This is a genomic window from Streptomyces viridifaciens, assembly GCF_001888885.2.
Taxonomy (GTDB): domain Bacteria; phylum Actinomycetota; class Actinomycetes; order Streptomycetales; family Streptomycetaceae; genus Kitasatospora; species Kitasatospora aureofaciens.
Genome location: NZ_CP090841.1, coordinates 704325 through 719493, shown reverse-complemented (window position 1 = coordinate 719493; position 15169 = coordinate 704325). Strand labels below are relative to the sequence as shown.

The 15169-nt window shown below is 74.9% G+C and carries 14 protein-coding genes; 4 read left to right on the top strand and 10 right to left on the bottom strand.

Features of this window, described 5'->3' with window-relative positions:
- Positions 1-86 precede the first annotated feature (86 nt).
- Positions 87-3047: an AfsR/SARP family transcriptional regulator gene (locus tag BOQ63_RS10630; protein WP_223885894.1), complete on the top strand. Its 2961-nt coding sequence runs from the start codon at positions 87-89 to the stop codon at positions 3045-3047.
- An 82-nt stretch (positions 3048-3129) separates the two neighbouring features.
- Here BOQ63_RS10630 and BOQ63_RS10625 read toward each other — a convergent pair whose 3' ends face one another.
- From BOQ63_RS10625 to BOQ63_RS10595, 7 genes are all read right to left on the bottom strand, one after another.
- Positions 3130-3336 (bottom strand): hypothetical protein, encoded by a 207-nt coding sequence (locus tag BOQ63_RS10625; protein ID WP_030283197.1) that lies wholly within the window; start codon positions 3334-3336, stop codon positions 3130-3132.
- Positions 3337-3534: 198 nt separating this feature from the next.
- Positions 3535-5298: a YcaO-like family protein gene (locus tag BOQ63_RS10620; protein WP_150475804.1), complete on the bottom strand. Its 1764-nt coding sequence runs from the start codon at positions 5296-5298 to the stop codon at positions 3535-3537.
- Positions 5299-5395: 97 nt separating this feature from the next.
- On the bottom strand, positions 5396-5590 hold the full coding sequence (locus tag BOQ63_RS10615; protein WP_030283201.1) for a hypothetical protein: 195 nt from the start codon (positions 5588-5590) through the stop codon (positions 5396-5398).
- Between the two features lie 148 nt (positions 5591-5738).
- The gene (locus BOQ63_RS10610; RefSeq protein ID WP_030283203.1) at positions 5739-6764 is read right to left on the bottom strand and encodes a 6-phosphofructokinase; all 1026 of its coding nucleotides are present in this window, start codon (positions 6762-6764) and stop codon (positions 5739-5741) included.
- Between the two features lie 397 nt (positions 6765-7161).
- The gene (locus BOQ63_RS10605; RefSeq protein WP_030283205.1) at positions 7162-7890 is read right to left on the bottom strand and encodes a type 1 glutamine amidotransferase; all 729 of its coding nucleotides are present in this window, start codon (positions 7888-7890) and stop codon (positions 7162-7164) included.
- Between the two features lie 46 nt (positions 7891-7936).
- Positions 7937-9199 (bottom strand): MurT ligase domain-containing protein, encoded by a 1263-nt coding sequence (locus tag BOQ63_RS10600; protein WP_030283208.1) that lies wholly within the window; start codon positions 9197-9199, stop codon positions 7937-7939.
- Positions 9200-9461: 262 nt separating this feature from the next.
- A complete protein-coding gene (locus tag BOQ63_RS10595) occupies positions 9462-10157 on the bottom strand; it encodes a GNAT family N-acetyltransferase (RefSeq protein WP_030283210.1) in 696 nt (231 codons plus the stop codon).
- Between the two features lie 149 nt (positions 10158-10306).
- Here BOQ63_RS10595 and BOQ63_RS10590 point away from each other — a divergent pair, with 149 nt between their 5' ends.
- The 3 genes from BOQ63_RS10590 (at position 10307) to BOQ63_RS10580 (ending at position 11721) form a co-directional block, all read left to right on the top strand.
- A complete protein-coding gene (locus BOQ63_RS10590) occupies positions 10307-10519 on the top strand; it encodes a hypothetical protein (RefSeq protein ID WP_030283211.1) in 213 nt (70 codons plus the stop codon).
- A gap of 129 nt (positions 10520-10648) precedes the next feature.
- On the top strand, positions 10649-10894 hold the full coding sequence (locus tag BOQ63_RS10585) for a hypothetical protein (RefSeq protein ID WP_030283213.1): 246 nt from the start codon (positions 10649-10651) through the stop codon (positions 10892-10894).
- 149 nt (positions 10895-11043) lie between these two features.
- The gene (locus tag BOQ63_RS10580) at positions 11044-11721 is read left to right on the top strand and encodes a hypothetical protein (RefSeq protein ID WP_143174693.1); all 678 of its coding nucleotides are present in this window, start codon (positions 11044-11046) and stop codon (positions 11719-11721) included.
- Positions 11722-11733: 12 nt separating this feature from the next.
- Here the strand turns inward: BOQ63_RS10580 and BOQ63_RS10575 are convergent, their stop codons facing one another.
- From BOQ63_RS10575 to BOQ63_RS10565, 3 genes are all read right to left on the bottom strand, one after another.
- On the bottom strand, positions 11734-12159 hold the full coding sequence (locus BOQ63_RS10575; RefSeq protein ID WP_030554464.1) for a hypothetical protein: 426 nt from the start codon (positions 12157-12159) through the stop codon (positions 11734-11736).
- Positions 12160-12236: 77 nt separating this feature from the next.
- A complete protein-coding gene (locus BOQ63_RS10570) occupies positions 12237-13661 on the bottom strand; it encodes a pyridoxal phosphate-dependent decarboxylase family protein (protein WP_150475803.1) in 1425 nt (474 codons plus the stop codon).
- Positions 13662-13848: 187 nt separating this feature from the next.
- Positions 13849-14964 (bottom strand): hypothetical protein, encoded by a 1116-nt coding sequence (locus BOQ63_RS10565; RefSeq protein WP_030283219.1) that lies wholly within the window; start codon positions 14962-14964, stop codon positions 13849-13851.
- Positions 14965-15169: the final 205 nt, after the last annotated feature.

The window sequence follows — 15169 nt, the reverse complement described above, 5'->3', positions numbered from 1 at the left end:
TCCGGCCAGCTCGTGGCACTCCTGGCAGACCGCTCCGCTGTGTGTAGGGTGGACGAACTTTGCCGGGGGGCCGGAGGGGAGCGGACGTGGTACAGCAGGAGTGCGGGGCGCAGCGGTTGCGGTTCAGCCTCCTCGGGCCGCTCGGCATCGAGAACGAGGGGCGGGCCGTTGCGCCCGGCCCGCCGCAGCAACAGGCCATGCTGGCCGCGCTGTTGCTGCGGGCCGGCCGCGCCGTCACGCTGTGCGAACTCATCGATGCGCTGTGGGGCGAGGAGCCGCCCTCGTCCGCCGTGACGATCCTGCGCACCTACGCCTGGCGGATCCGCCAGCGGCTGCCCGCCCCGGAGGGCACCGAGCCCGCGGTGCAGCTGCTCGCCTCGATCGGCGACGGCTACCGGTTGTCCGTGCCGCCCGAGTCCGTGGACGCCCACCGGGCCGAACGGCTGGGTGCCGCCGCCGCCCGGGCCTGGCGGCAGGGGAGGCAGGAGGAGTGCGCCGGGCTGCTCGCCGACGCGCTGTCACTCTGGCAGGGCGAGCCGCTGGCCGGCGTGCCCGGGCCGCTCGCCGAGACCGAGCGCTCCCGCCTCGCCGAGCTGCGGGTGACGCTGGCGGAGCAGCGTTTCGCCGTCGACCTCGCGCGCGGCCGGCACCACGTGCTGGTGTCCGACCTCACCGCGTTCGTCCGGGAGCACCCGCTGCGCGAGCGGTCCTACGGCTTCCTGATGCAGGCCCTGTACGCCGCCGGACGACAGGCCGACGCGCTCGCCGTCTTCGCCCGCGCACGGCGGACGCTGGACGAGGAGCTGGGGCTGGCCCCCGGCCCGGAGCTGTCCGAGCTGCACGGCCGGATCCTCGTGGGTGACCCGGCGCTGCTGGCCCCGGTCGCCGCCGGCCCCTCCGCGGCCCTGTCCGCCGCTTCGTCCACGGCGTCGGACGGCAGCGTCCGGCCGGCCCAACTGCCGCCGGACATATCGGACTTCAGCGGCCGCGCGGAGGCCGTCCGGGAACTGGCCGAGGCCCTGGCCGGGGCCGACCGGTCCGCCCTCGCGGTGGTCTCGATCAGCGGCATGGGCGGCATCGGCAAGAGCACGCTGGCCGTCCGGGTCGCCCACCGGATCCGGGACCGCTACCCCGACGGCCAGCTCCACGCCGACCTGCGCGGCAGCAGCGGGGAACCGGCCGACGCCGGCGCCGTCCTGGGCAGTTTCCTCGGCGCACTCGGCGTCGCCGCCGCCGATCTGCCGCGCGCCGTCGAGGACCGCTCCCGGCTGCTGCGCAGTCTGCTCGACGGCCGCCGGGTGCTGCTCCTGCTCGACGACGCCCGGGACCACGAGCAGCTGCGGCCGCTGCTGCCGGGCTCCGCCGACTGCGGGGTGATCCTCACCGGCCGCACCCGGCTGCCCGGACTTTCCGCCCGCGCCCACGTCGACCTCGAGGTCTTCGCCGCCGACGAGGCGCTCGAGCTGCTGCGGCAGGTCGTCGGCGGGGCCAGGGTGGCCGACGAGCCCGCCGCGGCCGTGGAGCTGGTCGAGCTCTGCGGCGGGCTGCCGCTGGCCGTACGGATCGTCGCCGCCCGACTGGCGGCCCGGCCGCGCTGGGCACTGGCCCGGCTGGTCGCCGCGCTCACCGACGAGCGCCACCGGATCGACCGGCTGCGGGCCGGCAGCCTGGCCGTGACCACCGTGTTCGAGCACGGCTACCGGCAGTTGAACGGCGTCCAGGCGTACGCCTTCCGCACCCTCGCGCCCTTCACCTGGCCCACGATCGCGCTGGACGCGGCGGCGGCCGCGCTCGGCCTGGGCCGGGAGGACGCCGAGGAGGTGCTGGAGTCCCTGGTGGACGCGGCCCTGCTGGAGTCGCCGCGGCCCGGCCGGTACCGCTACCACGAACTGCTGCGCAACTACGCCGAGCAGCGGCTGGTCGACCGCGGGCGGCCGCCGGTGGCCGCCCGGCTGCTCCGCTTCCTGCTGTCCGGTGCCGTCGCGGCCTTCCAGTGGGCGGTGCCGGGGGACCCCGCCGGCACCACCTTCGCCGTCGAGCACGCCTCACGGTTCGCCGACCTGCCCGAGGCCAGGGCCTGGCTGGTGCGGGAGTTCGACGGGATCGCCCACACCATCGGGGTCGCGCTGCGGTCCGCCGCCGATCCCGCCCTGCTGGGCGCCGCCGCGGACCTGCTGGTCGCGTGCAGCGCCTTCGGACGGGACGTCCCGTCCGCCCGGCTCGCCTCGGTCGCCCGTGAGGTGGCCGAGGCCGCGGAACTGGCGGGCGACGACCGGGCGGCCGGCCGGGCCCGCTTCGTCTGCGGCAACGTCGCCCTCCAGGCCACCCGGCTCGACGAGGCCCGCGAGCACACCACCCGGGCCGCGGAGGCGTGCCGGCGTGCCGACGACACCGTGATCCTCCGCCAGACCTGCAACGACCTGGGCGTGATCGCGCTGTTCCAGCAGCGACACGCCGACGCGGTGCGCAGCTTCGACCAGGCCCTCGTCCTGGCCCGGCACCTCGGCCACCGCTCCGGCGCGCTCGCCACCGCCCTGAACGCCGCCCTCGCCCGACTGCGCAACGGCGACGCCGCGGAGGCGGTGGCGATCTGCGACGAGGAGCTGCGCGCCCTGCGGGACGCCCCGGACAGCCACGGGGCAGCCCACGCGCTCGGGATCCGCGGCCGGGCGCTGCACGAACTCGGCCGCCACGAGGAGGCGTTGGCCACCTACGGCGAGTGCCTGGAACTGTGCCGGACAGCCCGGCTGCCCCGCCAGGAGGCGATGACCCGCTACCGGCGCGCCGACACCCTGCGTGCGGTCGGGCGGCTGGACGAGGCGTTGGCTCAGGCCCGGTCGGCGGTGGCCCACCTGGAGACCGCGCGGGACGGCGAACGCGACCGGGCGTACGCCCTGGAGGTGCTGGCCCGGACCGAGGCCGAGCTCGGCGACCGGGCGGCGGCCGCGGAGCACGCGGCCCGGGCGTACGAGCTGCTGAGCTCGCTGGGGCTGCCGGAGGCGGCGGAGCTGCGGGAGTTCCGTGACCGGGTGCGGTCCGGGGACTGAGCGTCGGAGGCGCCGTCAGGGCGGGCGGCGCAGGCCCGGGGGATTCCCGGTCACTCCGCCGCTCGCGCTGCGGCCGGCCGGATCAGGCCTGCTGGCGGGGCGGCACCACCACGGAGGCGATGGTGTTCCACTCCTCGGGGGTCGGCTTGGTGTGCGGGCCGCCGGCCTGGTGGGTGGTCGCCGGGGCGGGGGCGGCCGCAGCGGTCGTGGCGGTGAGCAGGGCGGCACCGGCGGCGAGGCCCAGCAGGAGGGCTGCGGTGCGCTTGGCGGCGGACGGAACGAGGTTCATCGGAAGGCTCCTGGTCGGTCGGGAGGCGCACGGTGTGTGCGACTCGCTGAGCTTCTCAGTCACCGATTGACGAAAGATCAACGCCTTCGGTTCCGGCGTTCACCGCCGCACCGGAAGCCGGGCACCGGTCCGGGCCTGGGGGCCGACGTGCAGAGCGCCCAGGCCGGTCAGCCCGTCCGCCGTGCGGGTCTCCCGAGGTCAGTCAGGGAGCAGCACCACCCGGGTGAGGCCGGGCAGGACCGCGGTCGCCAGCGGATCGCGGTCCAGCGGGACGGCGACGGCCCGCAGGCCGGTGGTGGCCCGCAGGGCGGCGGCCAGGGCGGCCAGGTCGGTGCCCGGAGCGTCCGACCGCTGCGCGGCGGCGGCCACGGGCGCGAGCGCGGTGATCCCCGGAACCGTCTCGGGCCGGTACGCGGGCCGGCCCTCCGTCCTGCACTGCCGGGCCAGCACCGCGCGTTCGGCCGCGCGGGCGACCGCCTCGGCCAGGTCGCGTCCGGCGGCGGCGACGGTCTCGGCGCGGGGGTCCTGCCCGGCGGGTCCGAGCCGGGTGGCGCAGGCCGGCACGCCGGTCACCGTCGTGAGGTCGTACAGCGCGGGCTCGCCGTCCGCTTCGAGCAGCCGCAGCAGCTGCGCGGTGCGGGGGTCGGCGGTGAAGTCCGCCGGGTCCAGCGCGGTGATCCGCCCGGCCGGGTGGGCGGGCAGGGCGAGCAGCGCCTCGACCTGGTCGGCGAGGCCGTGCCAGTGCGCTTCCTCGGGGGACCGGCCGCCGGCCGCGCCGCGCAGCCGCGTCCCGGGGGCGCGCTCCGGGAACGCCGCGGACGCCGGGATCAGGACGGGCCGTCCGTCGGCCAGGTCCACGCCCTCGACGGCGGCCAGGCCCTCGTCGGCCGTCCGGCAGGCGGCGGCGTCCGCCGCGTAGGCCGCCAGGCCGGCCAGTACGGCCGCGAGCCGGGCCTCTTCCCGTTCCAGGCCCGAGCCGATGGCCGGGGCGTCCAGCGGTCCGCCCCGGTAGCCGTGCGGGACGGCGCGGCAGACCCGGAGCGGGGACTGGCTGAAGTCGGCCTCGTCGACCGCGCCGAGCAGGCCGGTCCGGGCGTCCACGACGCGTGCCGTGCGGGCGAGGAGCTCCGCGCCGGATTCGTCGGAGGGCGTCGGGGGCGTCGGCTGCTCCGTGCCCGCGGCACGGAGTCCGGCGGTGGCGGCCGCCGGGTGGGGCAGGGCCGGGTGGCGGGATCCGGCGAGGGTGCGCAGGTCGGTACGGGTCAGTACGGGGTCGGCGGGGGACCCGGGCGCGGGCGGCAGCTCGTCCAGGCCGGTCAGGGCGAGGAACAGGCTGAGGACCAGCCGGTGGGCGAGCAGGCCGGGGACGGCGCCGTCCAGCGGCGTCTGCCGGGTCCCGCCGCTGGGCGGCAGCAGCCGGAGCCAGCCGGCGGCGGCGGCCCGTGCCGCGGTGGGGCCGAACCAGACCTCGTCGTCGCCCACCAGCAGCTGGGCGGGCGTCAGGCCGGCGGCGGCGCAGTGCTGCGCGGTCGCGATCAGGGCGCGGCGCGCGGTCTCGAAGTTCCCGCGCACCGTGCGGACCTCCAGCACGGCCCCGGTGCGCGGCACTCCCGGGACGTCCGGAGCGTCGGCCCCGTCCGTCAGGTGCACCCACTGGTCCGGGTCCCGGCGCTCCTGCTCCGCGGCCCGGCTCAACTCGCCGAACCGGGCCGGCTCGGCGACCACCTCGATGTCCCGGCAGCCCGTCCGCAGCAGTGCCCGCAGCACTTCCGCTCGCAGCGGTTCGTCGGCGAGCAGCCGCACCCGGGTGTCGCGGTAGCGCTGGAAGCGGTGCTCGGGGGAGTCCAGTGCGTGGCGCACGAGCGCGATCTCCGGTGCGTACTGGCGGAGTTCGCGCTCGCCGAGGCCGTGCGGCAGGTCCTCACGGGGGTCCGGGGCGAGCGGGAGCAGCTGGGAGTCCATGGTGAGGGTCGTCCTCCTGGGTCCGTCGGGTCCGACAGGAAGACCTTCACAGGCACTGATCTACAGCCGATATACGCAGCCCGGGTACCGGGTCCGCTCAGTCCTTCGGCCCCAGGGTGTTCTCGCTGCGCCGGCCGGCGGCGAAGTCGTCGATGTTGCGGGCGGTGGCGTCGATGATCTGGCCGACGGCGGTGCGGGTGACGTCCAGGCAGCGCAGCCCGTGCCGGCCCGCGAAGGCCCGTTCCAGCAGTGGCCGTTCGTCGGCCTGCACTCCGTAGGCCAGGGTCTCCACGGGCCGTCGTCCCTCCGGTGGGTGGGCTCCCGGGGCGGGGCGGACGCGCCCCGGCCCACGCTAACCGGCGGGTGCGGGGCACCGCCCGCCGGGTGTGCCGGAGCCCCCGGCCGGGCGACCGGGGGCTCCCGCACGGGTGTGGAGGCGGTCAGAGGACCGTCTCGGCCTCCTGGTAGCGCTCCTGCGGGACGGTCTTCAGCTCGGCGACCGCCTCGGCCAGCGGCACCAGGTTGATCTTGGTGCCCTGCAGCGCGGTGATGTGCCCGAAGGCGCCCTTGTGGACGGCCTCGACGGCGTGCCAGCCGAAGCGGGTGGCGAGCACCCGGTCGTAGGCGGTCGGGGTGCCGCCGCGCTGGGTGTGGCCGAGGATGACCGGGCGGGCCTCCTTGCCGAGGCGGTGCTCGAGCTCGCGGGAGAGCTGGGTGGCGATGCCGGTGAAGCGCTCGTGGCCGTAGATGTCCTTGGTGCCCTCCTCCCAGTGCATGGTGCCGGGCTCGGGCTTGGCACCCTCGGCGCAGACCACGATGGCGAACTTCTTCTGCCGGTCGAAGCGCTCGCGGACGACGGCGGTGAGCTTCTCGATGTGGAACGGGCGCTCCGGGACGACGATGGCGTGGGCACCGGCCGCCATGCCCGCGTTCAGCGCGATCCAGCCGGTGTGCCGGCCCATGACCTCGACGACCATCACCCGCTGGTGGGACTCGGCGGTGGTCTTCAGCCGGTCCAGGGCCTCGGTGGCGACGGACACGGCGGTGTCGAAGCCGAAGGTCACGTCGGTGGCGGCGATGTCGTTGTCGATGGTCTTCGGCACGCCGACGATCGGCAGGCCCGCGTCGCTCATCAGCTTGGCGGCCTTCAGGGTGCCCTCGCCGCCGATCGGGATCACCGCGTCCAGGCCGAGGTCCGAGCAGTACTGCCTGGCCCGCTCGACGCCGTCCCGCAGGTGGCTCGGCTGCACCCGGGAGGAACCGAGGATGGTGCCGCCCTGGGCGAGGATGCCGCTCACCGAGTCCAGGGTCAGGGGGCGGTGGTGCCCTTCCAGGAAACCGCGCCAACCGTCCTCGAACCCGATGATCTCGTCGCCGTGGTCGACCACCCCACGGTGCACCACGGAACGGATCACCGCGTTCAGGCCGGGGCAGTCACCGCCGCTGGTCAGCACTCCGATACGCATTAGCTTTGCAACTCCCGAGCAGAACCGAGGAACGGCCGGACTACAGGCTGGGACGACGAGCCGACACCGTGACGAGGCGCTCCCGCACCGGGATGGCGGGGAGGTGGCCGCGGGGTGAAGGACCGGCCGGTCCGGACAGGAGGTCCGGGAACGGCCGTGAAGTCGAGCATACGGCCCCTGGTCCGGCCGGGCAGGAGCCGACGCGGGAGCGGCGCCGTCGGCGCCCCCGCGCGGAATTGCAGCCTGCTGCCGAGGAGGGTGTGCAGCCGGCAGCCCCATTGTCGTACGTCCGGGGCCGCCCGCGGGCCGGGTGACCGCATCGCGGGCACCCGGGCGGGCGTCCGGACGTACGACGTGGGGTGCGTCGTTGGGTACTACTGAGTACTACTGCCCGGTACTACGCGGGGCGCGTCGTGGCGGCGATGCGCTCGGCGCGCAGTGCGTCGTACCAGGTGGTGTCGGCCGGCGGCAGGGCGTTGACGTCCAGCGCCAGCCGGATCAGCATGTCGGCGACGGCGGGGTTGCGGGCCAGCACCGGGCCGTGCATGTAGGTGCCGAAGACGGTGTCCCGCCAGGCGCCCTCGGTGCCGTCGCCGGTGCCGTTGCCCCGGCCGACGGTGACGGTCGCGAACGGCTGGACGCCCTGGCCGAGGTGGGTGACGCCCTGGTGGTTCTCGAAGCCCGTCAGCTGCGGCAGGCCGAGTCGCGGGTCGATGTCGGCCAGCACGTCGCCGACGCAGCGGGCGCCCTCGCCGCGGGTGGTCCAGACGTCCAGCAGGCCCAGGCCCTGCTCGCGCTCGCCGAGGTCGTTGACGAACTCGTGGCCCATGATCTGGAAACCGGCGCAGACGCCGAAGATGATCGCGCCGTTCTCGGCGGCGCGCACCAGGCCGCTGTCGGCGCGCAGCCGCTCGGCGGCCAGCCGCTGCGGGCGGTCCTCGCCGCCGCCGATCAGGTAGATGTCCCCGCTGGTGGGGATCGCCTGGTCGGACCGGACGTCGATCCGGGTCACGTTGAGGTGGCGCTGGCGGGCCCGGCGCTCCACGACCAGGGCGTTGCCCCGGTCGCCGTAGGTGCTGAGCAGGTCCGGGTAGACCCAGACCACGCGCAGGCTGCTCTCACTCATCCTCGAAGGCCTTCCGTCACGAAAAGACTGGTGTGCGGGCGCGGCATCAGCCGGCCACGACCTTCCGCAGCTGCTGGAAGGCGGTGTAGTTGGCGATCGCCTCGATCCGGCCGGGCGGGGCCATCCGGACGGCCTGTTCCAGGGTGTCCACCACGTGGAACTGCAGCCCGGCGACCTCCAGGCGGACGGCCAGGTCCAGCTTGCGCTGGCCCATCACGAAGATCGGGTGCCCGGCGAGGCGCTCGTAGTCGACGTCCCACAGCCAGGAGGTGTCGGTGCCGTCGGCGTCGAGGGCGTTGACCGAGAGCAGGACCGGCGCCGGCGGGCCGTCGATCAGCGAGAAGGTCTCCAGCCAGCCGGCCGGGTTCTTCGCGAGCAGCAGTCGGATGTCCCGGCCCTGGTACTGGACCACGTCGTAGCGGCCGGCCACCGCGCTCACCGAGCGCATCCGCTCCAGCGCGACCTGTGGGGAGACGCCGAACACGGCGGCGACGGCGGCCGAGCTGGTGGCGTTGGCCAGGTTGGCCCGGCCGGGCAGCTGCAGCTGGATCGGCCAGGCGCCGCGCTGCGGGTCGATCACGTGGGTGCCCTGGAGCGCCCAGTGCGGGTTGGGGCGCCGGAAGCCGCACTCCTGGCAGAACCAGTCGTCGCCCGGGCGCTGCATCACACCGCCGCAGGCGGGGCAGGACCAGGCGTCCTCCTTCCAGGCCTGTCCGGCGGCCACCCAGACGACCTTCTTGCAGGAGGAGGCGGCCCAGGTCACCAGCGGGTCGTCGGCGTTGGCGATGACCACGGCCTCGGTGTCCTGCAGGCCCTCGCGCCACTTCTCCGCCATCATGCGGGTCTCGGCGGCGCGGTCGAGCTGGTCGCGGGAGAGGTTGAGCAGGGCGATCGCCTTGGGGTGGGTGTCGCGCGCGACCGTCGCCAGGTACTTCTCGTCGACCTCGATCACGCCGAAGCGGGCGTCCGTGCCACCGGCCAGCGCGGAGGTGATGCCGGCCGGCATGTTGGCGCCCAGGGCGTTGGAGACCACCGGGCCGGCGGCGCGCAGCGCCTCGGCGATCAGGCGGGTGGTGGTGGTCTTGCCGTTGGTGGCGCTGACCAGGACGACGTCGAGGTGGTCGGCGAGGGTGGCGAGCAGATCGGGGTCGAGCCTGAGGGCGACCTTGCCGCCGATCACCGAGCCGCTTCCGCGACCGGCCTTACGGGACACGGCGGCGGCGACCTTGCCGGCCGTGACCGCGATCTTGGCGCGGGCCGGCAGCGAGGCGTCGCGTGCGCCTGTGGGCTCCGATTCGGTGCCTGCCATGCTCAGTGGTTCCTCCTTGCTGCGGCACCGCCCGGTGGCCGGATAACGGGCCGTCGGGCGGCGGGGACGGGGTCAGCCTACCGACTCCGTCGCCCGACCGGACGAACCGGACCCCGCGCCGCCTGCTGCGACGCGGCCCCGGGGGCCGCTGACGGCCCGTCAAGGAGGGCGGTGTACGGAGGGACCTTCGTTTCCCCGGGGACGCTCCGCCGCCGGTCCCGGGTTCCCCGGGCATCCGGTGAGGATGTGGTGAAGAAAATGGTCAGCGCCCCGGCGCGGGTGCGGGCGCCGGGGCGGCAGCGGCTCCGGCGGCCAGGGTGGCGGTGATCACCAGGGTGCCGTCCTCGGCGCGGAAGTCCAGCGGCGCCGCCAGCCGGCGCATCGCGGCGATCAGCCCGGTGTTGGCGGCCTGGGTCACCGCGTACACCGTGCCGATCCCGGCCGTCCTGGCGGCCGCGGTCAGCCGCCGCAGCAGGGCCAGGCCCAGCCCGCGCCGCTGCCAGGCGTCCTCGACCAGCACGGCCAGCTCCGCCTCCTCGTCGTCCCACATCAGGTGCCCGAGTGCGAGGATCCGCCCGTCCGGGGCGGCCGCGACCAGGCTGCGGCCGTGCCGCGGGTCCAGCAGGTGGTCCAGGTAGCGGGCGGCGTCCCGGACCGGCCCGTGGTAGCGCAGCCGCAGCGCGGCGGGGGAGCAGCGGCCGTGCATCGCCAGGGCCGCCGCCTTGTCGGCCGGTCCGGCGGGGCGCAGCACCAGCCCGGTCCCGTCCGGCAGGGACAGCCGGGACACCGCCTCCCCGGCCCGGGCGGCCGGCACCGGGTGCGGACGGGTCGGCCGGGCCGGGGAGGCGGCGAGCCCGGGCAGCCGGGTGTCCTGGGCGCCGGGGACCGCGCACCTGTGCTTCGACCTGTGGAAGGGCCGGTGCCAGAGCCGTTCGAGGCGAGTGCGGGATGCCGTCATGGGGCCGACGCTACCGACGGCTCGCTTCCGTCCGGTTACGTGATCGTGAACGCACGAATGCCCGCAGGTGCGCGGGTGTCCCACCGGGACGCCCGCGGGCACGGGTCCGGACCGGTGCCTCATGCGGCCGGGACAACGGGCGGCCGACGGTGGTGGCGTGCCCGGCACCTGCGCGACCCGCCGGCCGCGCCGGCCCGTCCGGCACCGCGATCGTCACCTTCGGGGAGGCCTCGACGGCCCACGTCCTCCACACCTTCGGCAGCACCGGCCGCCTGGCCGGGGACCACTACGGGGTGCTGAAGCCGCACGGGGTGCTGGGCCGCGCCGCCGCCGTACGGGCGGTGGCGCGGATGGCGACCTGACGGGGCATTGACGACTTTTGACCGGACACACTCACGGATGGCCCAGGATCCGTGACCGCGGGGAGCCCCTTCGGATAGGGATGGCTCGGCTTCCCCACCGAACCCATCCCGATCCGAAGGGGCTCCCCGATGCCCGTGAAGAACTCCGCCCTCGCCGCGGCCTGTTGCGCCCTGCTATTGGCCGCGCCGCTCGCCCTCGCCCAGTCGGCCGCCGCCAACACCAGCATCAACAGCACCAGCAACACCGGCAACAACGGCCCCAAGACCCCGCAGGAGGCGGCCGCCTGCCGGAGCGTGGTCAACTCGCTGCTCGGCGGCTTCGGCGCCATGCTGGGCAACACGCTGTGCACGGTGCAGCCGGCGACCAAGGGTTGAGCGGAAAACCGACCGGACCGGCGGCGGGTGCTGGGGCGCCCGCCGTCGGTCCGTCGGCTTTGAATACCGGCGCGGACCATTCGCGTGCTGACGTGTCATCCGGCGATCTGTTGAACGCTTGTTTGCACGAATGGGATGACATGCCGGGCGTGGAGAACGAGCAGCCGTCCGAGAGACCCACCGGCCTGCAGGCGATCTGGGCCAACACCCTGGAACCGGTGGCCCCGCTGCCCCGGTACCGCACGGTTCCCCGCAAGGCCTGGATCGCGGGCGGGGTGGTCGTCGCCCTGTTCGCGGCCCTGACCGTGGCCGCGGTGACCGGTGCCGGGGCCCCACCTTCGCACCGGATCGTCCTGGCGGACCGGATCGGCGACCAGGAGCGGACGCCGGACGACGAGGTGGTCACGACCGAACGCGCCCGCCTCCACCGGGCCCTGACCGCGTTGAGGCCCTACCGGGACGTGTCCGTGGCGGGCTACGGCCCCGCCGGCTCGGGCCGGAGGAGCCTGCTGGTGGCCGGGATGACGGGGAGCTTCCCGGACGCCCGCGGGGAACTGGACCGGCAGTTCGGCGCGGGCTGGGGCTCCGACGTCTCCCGCTGGCCCGACAACGAGCCCATCCGGGAGCGCCAGGACCACCCGGCCGGCCCGCTCGGCGGCGCGCTCGACTGCGCCGTCCTGGGCGATTCCGCCACCTCCCGGACCATCTGCATCTGGGCGGACGGCACGACCGTCGGCGCCGTCATCGACGGGACCGGCGAGACCCGCCCGGACGACCTGGCCAAGCGCGCACTGGAGATCCGCACGGCCGTCGAGGTCGAGGTCTGAGGCCCGTTCCGGTCAGGCGATCCGGGTCGGGGTGTCCTGGAGGGTGTGGCCGCTCGTGGTGAGGAGGGTGCTCAGGGCGGCGGGGGTGAGGGTGTGCGGGGTGCGGAGGAAGAGTTCGTCGGTGGTGGGGTGGGGGTGGAGCGAGAGCAGCGTGATCTGGTGGTCGGCGAGCGTGGTGTGGGTGTGCGCCAGCGCGGTGGTGCGCACCCGCCACAGGACGGTCGGGGGAGGGGCGTGCGGGGACCACCAGGCGTGCAGCAGGGCCGCGGTGAGCAGTGCGAGGGCGGAGGTGGCGAGGACGATCGGGCCGTCGGAACCGTGGAGGACGACCTTCGCGATCAGGTCGGCCGCGGTGACGGAGAGGAAGGCGGCGGCGAGCTCGACGGTGTCGCGGCGCCAGCGGCGGGCGCGGTGCAGGGAAGTCTTCGAGTGCTCCATGGCCTCCACCGTGCCCGACCGGTGTTTCCTGATCGCGAAGCGGCCGTGACCTGGTGGTAAAGGTCTGCGACGGTGTGTTACGGCAGCAGCGTCCGGGCGGCGGCCTTCACCTCGGCGAGCAGGAGGTGGAGGTCCTCCTCGGTGGTCGCGGCGTTCAGCAGGCAGGCGCGGAGCATCTCCTGCCCGCCGAACCGGGCGCCGGTGACGAAGACCCGGCCGCGCCGCTGGACGGCGACCGGCAGGTCGCGGTTGAGGGCGTTCAGCTCCGTCCCGTCCAGTCCGGTGGTCCGGTGGCGGAACGCGACGATGGAGGTCTGCACCTCGGCCAGCAGCTCCAACTCGTCGTCCGCCTCGACCAGTTCACCGAGCCGACGGGCGAGGGCGGTGCAGTGGGCGATGTCCCGGGCGAGGCCGGTGCGGCCGCGGTGGGCGATGGTGGCCCAGACCTTGAGGGCGCGGAACGGGCGGGTCTGCTCGGTGCCGTACTCGGAGAACCAGCCGAGCGCCCCGGCCGCCTCGTCGCGCAGGTAGGACGGGACGAGGCTGAAGGTGGCGCGCAGTTCGTCGGTGTCGCGCACCAGGGCGCAGCCGCAGTCGACCGGGACGCCGAGCCACTTGTGCGGGTCGAGGGCGAGCGAGTCGGCGCGCTCCAGGCCGGCGTAGCGGTGGGCGATCGCGGGGTCGAGGCGGCCGAAGGCGCCGTACGCGCCGTCCACGTGCAGCCACAGGCCCTGCTCCTCGCAGAGGTCGGCGATCGGGCCGAACTCGTCCACCGCGCCGGTGCCGACGGTGCCGGCCGAGGCGACCACCAGGAAGGGCAGCAGCCCGGCCGCGCGGTCGCGCTCGACGGCCGCCCCGAGCTCGACGGGGTCGAAGCGCCCGTCCGGCCCGGTGGCGACGGTGCGCAGGTGCCTGCTGCCGAGGCCGAGGAGCTCGGCGGCCTTGCGCACGCAGGAGTGGGTCTCGCCGGTGACGTAGCCGATCAGCGGCGGCAGCCCGGCCAGGCCCTCCTCGCGGACGTCGTGCCCGGCCCGGCGGGCGGCGCGGTTGCGGGCGGCGGCGAGGCACACGATGGTCGCCATCGAGGCGCCGGAGGTGAGCAGCCCGCCGCCGGGCGGATGCGGGAAGTCGACCAGTTCGGCTATCCAGCGGACGACGGCGCGTTCGAGGTGGATGTCGGCGTGGTCGCCACCGGCCGAGCTGGGGTTCATCGCGGCGGCGGCGAGGGTGGCGAGCACCCCGGCGGGGGCGGGGGCGGAGTTGACCCAGCCGAAGAAGCGGGGGCTGCCGTTGCCCATGGGGTGCGGGAGGACGTCCCGCTCGATGGCGGCCAGCAGTTCCCCGAGCGGGCGGCCCTCGGCGGGCAGCGGGGCGTCGAGCAGGGTCTTCCGGGCGGTGTCGCCCATCGGCTGCCAGACCGGGCGCGCGGGCAGTTCGGCGAGGTAGTCGGAGACCAGGTCGGCGGTGGCGCGGGCGGCGCTGCGGAAGTCCTCGGTGGTCATGGCGTGCTCCAGGGAGGCCGTGGTGGGACCGGGCCAGGCGCGGCGTCCTCGGCGCACCCTGATCAGGCGATGGTCGGGTGATCCTACGCAAACGGGCCCGCGCCGTGCGGCGCGGGCCCAGCAGGTGGGACGGGGACGACCGGTTCGCTGACCGGTCCCTCGACCGGTCCGGCGGTCAGTCCGGCGGTCAGTCCAGGGAGCGGGACAGTCCGCCCGCCGAACGGCAGTAGCCCTGCATCTCCTTGTTGGTGATCTTCGCGCAGAGCCGCCCGGCCGCGCCGCCGTCGGTGTAGTTGACCGTGTAGTAGCTGACCAGCCCCTCCGCGCAGGCCTTGCGCTGCCAGCCGTCGGCGGCGGTGGCGCACTGCTGGGCGGCCCAGTCCTCGCGGTCCAGGTTGTACTTCATGGTCCGGGAGCCGACGCCGCGGCTGCAGTCCGCGGCTCCGCCGCTGGCCTTGCCGTTGAGGCACCACTTGAGTGCCTCGGCGTAGACCTCGGGGTGGTTCGGGTAGTCGTGCGAGGACAGATAGAAGGTCGGGGCGTAGAAGAAGCAGGCCGACTGGAACAGCGACGGCTGGTCCTTGCACGGGTACAGCGGGTCCTGGGCGAGCTTGTCGGCGGGCAGGTTGGCCTTGGCCTGCTCGTCCTCCTCGTCCGGACCGAAGAGCTGCATGAACAGGCCCTCGGAGCAGCGGATCCGGTTCTGGTCGGAGGTGAACTTGTTGCACAGGTCGCGGGCCTTGGCGACGTCCTGCTTGGCGACGAACATCGTGCCGTGGCCGACGCCGTGGATGCAGGGGCCGGTGTTCTGGGGGGCGCACAGCTTGAGCAGGTCCACCTCCGGCTGGGTGGAGGCGTTGAGCATCTCCTCGACCGCGCCGTGCAGGTAGCCGGCCGCGCAGGTCTCGTGCGGGAAGGAGATGACCTTCTGGAAGTCCTCGTGGTAGCGCTTGACCGCCGCGTGGCCGAGCTCGTGCGCGATCGGGTGGCAGAAGCGCACGGTGTACGGCTTCTCCTTGGTGATCTTGTCGAGGTCGGCGAGGGCGACGCCCGGGTCGGTGGCGTCCATCTCGGCCATCATCTTGTTGCGCAGCGTCGAGCGGGTCCACACCGCCGGGTCGCCGGTCGGGGTGGCGCTCGCCCCGCCGACCGCGGCCGGCCGGGCGCCCGCACCGCCTCCCGGCGCGGTCGTGGCGGCCGGGGACGTGGCCGCCGCGGGCGACCAGTCGGTCACGGCCACCGAGCCCAGGCCCAGGACGCCCAGGAGCAGGGCGGTGAGAATCGCGAAGAATCGCGGCTGCATGACGGGATCCCCCGGCGGATCGAGGTGAACGGTTCGCTCCCATCCTGACGGCACGGGGGCGGGAGTCCGCGTTTTCGCCCGCCATTCGGGAGGTGTCGGCGACGCTACCGCATCGCTCGTGCAGCCCGACGCGCAGGGACCGTTCCGGGTGATCATGCGTCAGCGGCGGTACGGGTGACCAACCGCCCGCCGGGAGCCACGGTGC

Bases quoted from the DNA above. Each gene is read 5' to 3' on its own strand.
- BOQ63_RS10585 (WP_030283213.1), top strand. From the start codon at position 10,649: ATGCCCGTGAAGAACTCCGCCCTCGCCGCGGCCTGTTGCGCCCTGCTA.
- BOQ63_RS10575 (WP_030554464.1), bottom strand. From the start codon at position 12,159: ATGGAGCACTCGAAGACTTCCCTGCACCGCGCCCGCCGCTGGCGCCGC.
- BOQ63_RS10595 (WP_030283210.1), bottom strand. From the start codon at position 10,157: ATGACGGCATCCCGCACTCGCCTCGAACGGCTCTGGCACCGGCCCTTC.
- BOQ63_RS10570 (WP_150475803.1), bottom strand. From the start codon at position 13,661: ATGACCACCGAGGACTTCCGCAGCGCCGCCCGCGCCACCGCCGACCTG.
- BOQ63_RS10610 (WP_030283203.1), bottom strand. From the start codon at position 6,764: ATGCGTATCGGAGTGCTGACCAGCGGCGGTGACTGCCCCGGCCTGAAC.
- BOQ63_RS10625 (WP_030283197.1), bottom strand. From the start codon at position 3,336: ATGAACCTCGTTCCGTCCGCCGCCAAGCGCACCGCAGCCCTCCTGCTG.
- BOQ63_RS10605 (WP_030283205.1), bottom strand. From the start codon at position 7,890: ATGAGTGAGAGCAGCCTGCGCGTGGTCTGGGTCTACCCGGACCTGCTC.
- BOQ63_RS10565 (WP_030283219.1), bottom strand. From the start codon at position 14,964: ATGCAGCCGCGATTCTTCGCGATTCTCACCGCCCTGCTCCTGGGCGTC.
- BOQ63_RS10600 (WP_030283208.1), bottom strand. From the start codon at position 9,199: ATGGCAGGCACCGAATCGGAGCCCACAGGCGCACGCGACGCCTCGCTG.
- BOQ63_RS10620 (WP_150475804.1), bottom strand. From the start codon at position 5,298: ATGGACTCCCAGCTGCTCCCGCTCGCCCCGGACCCCCGTGAGGACCTG.